The organism is Agreia sp. (genome assembly GCF_964263775.1).
Classification (GTDB): domain Bacteria; phylum Actinomycetota; class Actinomycetes; order Actinomycetales; family Microbacteriaceae; genus Agreia.
Genome location: NZ_CAXVWM010000103.1, coordinates 1 through 6,184 on the forward strand (window position 1 = coordinate 1; position 6,184 = coordinate 6,184).

Below are 6,184 nucleotides of genomic sequence, written 5' to 3' on the forward strand. Positions count from 1 at the left end.
GAGATCGCCCGCGTGCTCGAGCCCGGAGGCGCGCTCGCCCTCGTGTGGAACATCCGCGACGCCGACGTCGACTGGATCGCCCGGCTCGGCGAAGTGATGGGCGCATCCGAGGCCGAGAAGTACGACAGCGTGACCCCGCCCGTGGGTGCGCCGCTAAAGCGGCAGGCCTATCGGGAGTTTCGCTGGGTGACCGACTTGAGCCGGGAGCAGTTCTTCGCCATGGTCACCTCGCGCAGCTACGTGATCACGATGGACGAAGCCGAGCGCGACGAGATGCTGGGCCGACTCTCGACACTGCTCGACGAGCATCCGGATCTCGCCGGCCGAACGAGCTATCCGATGCGCTACGTCACCCGTGTCACGATCGCGCGGGTCTCAGCATGAGCGCGGCGTTGAACGCGATGGCCGGAGGCGTCGCGACGCGGTGCGAATAGCGGCGGGCGCGCTCCGCGCGTGCAATTAATTCAGGAGGAGGCGTCGGCCTCGTGGATAGTGTCATCGGCGACGCGCTCCTCCTGAATGGTGATCGGTGCCTAGCCCTCTGCCGCGCGCTCGGCCTCTCGACGCAGCTCGCGCTGGGCGTCGGCCTCGGCGGCCTCGGCGACCGTCGGCGCCGTTCCGCCGAGCGAGCGCGGCTGCCACCACTGACCCGTTCCGTCGATGGGATACGCGGCCTGCAGCGAGTCGACCATGTCCTGCATCGTCGTTCTCAGGCTGTCGGTGACGGTGCCGATGTCGTCTGTCGCCGCGACGACGATCGGACGACCGAAAACGAAGCGCACCGGCACGCCGAAGCGCTGCCGCAGTGGAATGGCACGGTTCTTCGTGAGAAGTCGCTGCCCGCCCCAGACGGCGACGGGAATGATCGGCACTCCCGCGTCGCGTGCCAGGCGAGCGGCCCCCGACTTGAGTTCGCGAACCGTGAACGACGCGCTCACTCCGGCCTCGGGAAAGACCCCGACGAGTTCACCCGACCTCAGGGCGGTCACGGCATTGCCGAACGCAGCGGCACCCGCCTTCAGATCGACGGAGATGTGGCGCATGCCTCGCAACAACCCCCCGACGACAGGCTTGTCGAAGGCACGCTTGGTCGCCATGAACCGGATGCGGCGGCGGTTGTGCAGCCACGTCTGCCACTCGACGAGTGCGAACTCGAGATAGCCGAAGTGCGTCATGGCGAAGACTGCGCCGCCGGTTGCGGGAATGTTCTCGAGGCCCGTGGCGGAGCGCTGGATGCGGAGTCCTGCGAACAGGGTTCGTCCGACGCCGATGGCCGTGGAGTAGATGGGTTCGCTGGAGCGCCGCTTCATGCGCCTCACGATACGGTCGCCGCCTGTCAGAACCCGGAGTCCAGCCGGACAGGTCAAACCTGGCGGTCTGCCCGGGTTATGCCGCCGTGCTTGTCGGGGCGGGGGTAGTCGCGGGATGCCGGCGCGTGGTCTTCGACGGCCAGCGTGTCGCCCTCGGCGTGACCGTAGGCATCCGGATCGGGCGGCGTCGAGGCGTCTGAGATGGTGACCATGCCATCGACGTCGTTCGCGCTGTTCTCGCCCTCGGCGCGGGCGGCGATCCAGTCTGCGGCGGCCTGTCGGTCACGCACCTCGTCAGTGGATTCATCGGGCGATTCGTTGGGTCGTGGGGTGTCGGCGTGCGTCATCGAATCAGCATATGACCGGCCGCACCCGAGCACGGCGGGGTTGCCTCGGCCGCGTGCCTGTCGCGTCGATCCGTGCGAAAATAGACGGTCGAGCCCACACAATGGGTCGAAAAAATCGAGGAGACCACACACCCATGGCAAATGCTGGATCGAAATGCCCCGTCTGCTCGCGGACTGTCGCCGTGGGCATCGTCTCGCAGACGCTCGTGCAGCACGAAGACAAGACCGGATTCCGCTGCGCCGGATCGGGAACCAGCCCGGGCGCCGGCCGACCGGCTGCGGCACCGCGTAAGGCACCCGCATCCACAACGCCCCGCACCGGCACCGCAGCCAAGCGCACGAGCCCGGCCACCAAGGGCGGGGTCACGGTTCGCCGTGTCGAGGTCGATCAAGAAGAACTGGCACGCCGGCAGGAGAAGCAGGATCGGGTTCGCGAAGAGCGCGCCGCGGCAGCCCGCGAGCGTAACGATGCGAACATCTCGTACTTCGACGAACTGAAGTAGTTTGCCCGGCGGAGGCGGCCGCACATGTCGTTCGCTCGGCGATGGGCGACCCGACCGAAGACATCTGTGACCTCGCCAGTAAGGCGGCGATGCGGCCGTATCGTCGGTAGCGGATGCTTTACGAGCTCTGGTCGATTTCGGAATAGCCCTGCGGCATGACGGTGATGCGCAGCCTCGACGGGATCTGTTCATTCATGGCTTCGACGTGGCTGATCAGACCGATCGTTCGTCCGCCCGATCGCAGGCTGTCGAGCGTGGACATCGCGATGGCGAGGGTGTCGGCGTCGAGGGAACCGAAGCCTTCGTCGATGAACAGAGTGTCGAGCGTGATTCCGCCGGCCTGGTTCGACACCACCTCGGCGAGCCCCAGGGCGAGGGCCAGGGAGGCCAGGAAGGTCTCGCCTCCCGACAGGGAATGAGTGGCCCGAGCCCGCCCGGTGTGCTGGTCGAGTATGGCGATGCCGAGGCCGGATCGTGTATTTCGGTACTGCACCGAGTCGTCGTGCTCGAGCGAGTAGCGGCCGCCCGTCATCACCGAAAGCCGCGCGTTCGCCGCCCTGATGATCTCTTCGAGCTGCGCGGCCAGCACGTACGACTCGAGCCGCATGCGCATGGTGTTGGGCTCCGCTCCCTCGACCGAATTGGCCAGCGAGCGCATCGTCTCGTATTCGGCGAGCAGGGTTGCGGATGCGTCGAGCCGCTCGAGCGCGTCACTCACGATGGCGCGAAGTCGACCGAGACGGTCGGCAACGGAGCCGGCCGCGACTCTGGCCTCGTCGCGACGGGCGCTGGCCGAGCTGCGCGCTTCAACGGCGGACTCCAGCTCGACGGCCTCGTCGGGCAGGCCCTGAAGCTCGGGTTCTGCACGGGTGCCCTCAGCCGCGGCACGTGCCACGTCATGGGCGCTGATGCGGGAGGCGACGGCCGCGCGGAGGGCGGGAGTCAAGCGAGCTTCTGTGACCTCGAGACCGTCGGCGAACCCCTGCTCGTCGAGGTGTCCGCGCAGTGTCTGCCGTGCGTCCTCGAGAGCGAGCTCCTTGCCGTCGTGCGCCAGCAACGCCGTCTCGAACTCGCGAGTGACCGTGAAGAGATGCTGCAGGTCGAGCACCCTCTCGGCAACGGTGGAGTAGTCGCCCCGGTGCTGCTCGACGAGCTCGGTGATCGACGCGAGCTGCGAGACGAGCGCCGCACGCGCCGTTCGCGTGGACTGCACTGCCGAGGTCAGCTCGCCGACTGCGGCCGTGATCGATTCGAGTTCGGTACGCAGTTCGGCGATGCGGCCGTCGAGGTTCTGCGCGGATTCAGCTGCTGTGACCGCCGCCGCCAGCGCCGCCCGCGCCGATTCGAGCTGCTCGTCGATCTCGGCCGCAGATCGCCCGGAGCCCGCGGCGTCGGCTGTGGCGTGACGCCCGACGAGTTCTTGCACCGCGATGCCGGCTTCGGCGAGAGCCTCGCCCGCGCCGGCGAGTCGTGTGCGCTGCGCGTCGATCTCGGCGTCGGAGACGGGCTCGCCCAGTTCGGCCGTATACGCGGTGGGGTTCGGATGCTCTGTGGCCCCGCAGACGGCACACGGCTCGCCGTCGACGAGAGTGGATGCGAGCTCGGCTGCGTGGCCGTCGAGTCGACGTGTGAGCAACTCGTCGTACCGGGTGGCCGCGTCTTTGTTCACCGTGCTCTTCGCCTTCTCGACAGCACGTGCCACGTCGAGCTCGACCTTCAACGCGGTGGCCAGCACAGCCGCATCGCGGGCCGTGCCCAGTCGGGCGACACGTTCTTCGGCGTCGGACCGTGCCGCGGCCGCGACGAGCGCAGCGTTTCTCTGTTCGACCGCGTCGTCGATCTGCGAAGGCAAGGACTGTGCCCGCTCGGCCGCGGTTGCGAGATCGGCCTGCTGCGTCTTCTCTGCCACGTCGTATTCGGTGACGCGCGTCGCCAGGCGCGGCACGCGCTTCTCGTCGGCCAGGATCACATCGAGTCCGCCCAGCAGACGGTTGAGCTCGCCCGCCCTGGCAGCGAGGGAGTCGGTCGTGGGCGCGGAGGTGGGCGCACTGGTCGGCGCAGCGGGCGACGTATCGACGAGGCCCGAGAGGGTGCTCGCCTCGGAGTAGGCGATGCGCGCCGCCTTCTCGGTGACCGCGGCACGCTCGAGCGCGGACTCGGCAGTCTTCTCGGCCAGGACATGGGCCCAGACGATCTCGGCCCTCGTCGCCGCCTCGACGTTTCGGCGGTCGTCAGCGATCGATTCTTCGGCCTGCTGCAGTTCGACGAGCCGGGCTGAGGCTTCGTCGCGTCGAGCCTGAAGCCGTCGAACATTCTCGCGCTGGCGCAGCTCGGAGTCGGCCGCGCTGAACTGCGCGTCGGCCGCTGCCACTCCCTTGTGAGCGGCCTCGAGCCGCCCGGCGAGGTCGGAGAGTGCGCCCTCGAAGTACGCGCGGTCGAAATGGGCAGGCTCGACGGCTTTTTCCGGAACAGCCGCGTCTAGCTCGAGAGCGGCCTCCTGCTCTGCACCGACAGTCTCGACCGCACTGCCAGCACCGACCGCACCGACAGCCTTGACCGCACTGCCAGCACCGATCGCCTCGACCTGACCGCCCAGCTCTGTGATGTGGCCGGCGGAATCGCGTTGGCGCACCTCGAGTGCCTTGCGCCTCTCGACGAGGGCCCGCTCGATGTCTGCGAAGCGACGCGTGCCGAACAGGCTCTGCAGCACCGACTGGCGCTCGTCGTTCTTGGCATGCAGAAATTTCTGGAAGCGATTCTGCGCGAGCAGGATGACCTGAAGAAACTGGTCTTTGCTCAGCCCGAGGATGCCGTCGAGCGCGATGCCGACCTCGCGCGGAATCGCGGCGACACCCTGCCACTCGGACTCGTCGTCGGCCCCGGCTGCACCCTCGCCGAGGCGAATGGACAGCACGGCCGCCGTCGGCTTCTTCGTGGTGCCCTGGCCGCGTCTCTTGGGCTGCTCGTAGTCGGGTGAGCGGCGTACCCTGTACTGCTGCCCGCCCGTGCTGAACCAGAGCTCGACGTAGGTGGGATCTGCCGGTTCGCAGTAGTCGCTGCGCAACTGCTGCTGCGTGCCCTCGTAGCGGGGGACGCTTGCATAGAGGGCGAAGCAGATGGCATCGAGGATGCTCGATTTGCCGGCGCCCGTGTTTCCGGTGATCAGAAAGATTCCATCGTCGGCGAAGGAGTCGAAATCGATGTGCTGTGCCGTCTTGTATGGGCCGAATCCGGCGATCGTGAGGCGGTTGATTCTCACGCGGTCGACTCCTGGGCGGCCTGCTCTGCGATGATCTCGACGATCAATTCGCTCTCGTCGTCGGTTGGGCCGACCCCGTTGCGCACGTATTCGAGAAAACCGGCGACGACCTCGCCGTCGGAGCGGGCACGCAGCCGCTCACCATAACTGGCCGCCGTCAATTCGGCCAGCACGGCCGGCTGATGGGTGAGGGCCACCGCGAAGGGAAACCGCGACTGGATGCGACGCATGCCGTCGATCGGGCGCGCCTGGTCTGTGAGCACGACCGACACGAAGTTGCTCTCGACGCCGGCGTAGGCGGCGTCGTCGAGCAGTTCGCGGAGTTCTCCTGTGATGACGGTGAGCGGTCTCGGCACGGGAAGCTCGACCCACTCGACCGCGTCGAGCCCGGCCGCGTCGATGTCGACGAGCCAGGCGCCGCGAGGCTTGTCGGCCTCGCCGAACGAGTAGTGCACCGGCGCGCCCGAATAGCGGACGGCGGGGGTGAGCGTCGACCGGCCGTGGATGTGCCCGAGCGCCACGTAATCGGGGCCGTCGAACACGTCGACCGAGACGAGGTCGAGCCCGCCCGCGGTGATATCGCGCTCGACATCGGTGGCCTCGCTCGCGGAAGGTCCAGCGTCGGCACCGGGGCCGGCAGCAGGAACGTTGACGACGAACGCGTGCGACAGCACGACCGAGCGCGCGCCCTCGCGCCGGGCGATGTCGTCGCGGATGCGCTGCATGGCATAGCCGAGAACCTGCGCGTGCCGCCGCATCTCGACC

5 protein-coding genes and 1 pseudogene are annotated in these 6,184 nt (G+C 68.0%); 2 read left to right on the forward strand and 4 right to left on the reverse strand.

Translation table 11 applies throughout. The annotated features are described in order from the left end of the window. Positions 1–384 (forward strand): annotated as a pseudogene (locus tag ACE5CZ_RS08020) (SAM-dependent methyltransferase); the annotation flags it as partial. A 149-nt stretch (positions 385–533) separates the two neighbouring features. Here the strand turns inward: ACE5CZ_RS08020 and ACE5CZ_RS08025 are convergent. Both ACE5CZ_RS08025 and ACE5CZ_RS08030 read right to left on the reverse strand, forming a co-directional pair. After that, entirely contained in the window at positions 534–1,310 is a 777-nt protein-coding gene (locus ACE5CZ_RS08025; protein ID WP_374946805.1) for a lysophospholipid acyltransferase family protein, read from the reverse strand. Between the two features lie 53 nt (positions 1,311–1,363). Beyond that, positions 1,364–1,657, reverse strand: coding sequence for a hypothetical protein (locus tag ACE5CZ_RS08030; RefSeq protein WP_374946806.1), 294 nt, complete (start codon positions 1,655–1,657; stop codon positions 1,364–1,366). Between the two features lie 134 nt (positions 1,658–1,791). Between ACE5CZ_RS08030 and ACE5CZ_RS08035 the strand changes: the two genes are divergently transcribed. Beyond that, positions 1,792–2,160, forward strand: coding sequence for a hypothetical protein (locus ACE5CZ_RS08035; protein ID WP_374946807.1), 369 nt, complete (start codon positions 1,792–1,794; stop codon positions 2,158–2,160). A gap of 118 nt (positions 2,161–2,278) precedes the next feature. Here ACE5CZ_RS08035 and ACE5CZ_RS08040 read toward each other — a convergent pair whose 3' ends face one another. Both ACE5CZ_RS08040 and ACE5CZ_RS08045 read right to left on the reverse strand, forming a co-directional pair. Beyond that, positions 2,279–5,419, reverse strand: a complete 3,141-nt coding sequence (locus tag ACE5CZ_RS08040; RefSeq protein WP_374946808.1) for an AAA family ATPase — start codon at positions 5,417–5,419, stop codon at positions 2,279–2,281. Further along, on the reverse strand, positions 5,416–6,184 hold a 769-nt coding region (locus tag ACE5CZ_RS08045), incomplete at its 5' end, for an exonuclease SbcCD subunit D (protein WP_374946809.1). The genes ACE5CZ_RS08045 and ACE5CZ_RS08040, both read right to left, overlap by 4 nt.

Excerpts from the sequence above, each read along its gene's own strand:
- ACE5CZ_RS08030 (WP_374946806.1), bottom strand. The coding sequence starts at position 1,657 with ATGACGCACGCCGACACCCCACGACCCAACGAATCGCCCGATGAATCC.
- ACE5CZ_RS08025 (WP_374946805.1), bottom strand. The coding sequence starts at position 1,310 with ATGAAGCGGCGCTCCAGCGAACCCATCTACTCCACGGCCATCGGCGTC.
- ACE5CZ_RS08035 (WP_374946807.1), top strand. The coding sequence starts at position 1,792 with ATGGCAAATGCTGGATCGAAATGCCCCGTCTGCTCGCGGACTGTCGCC.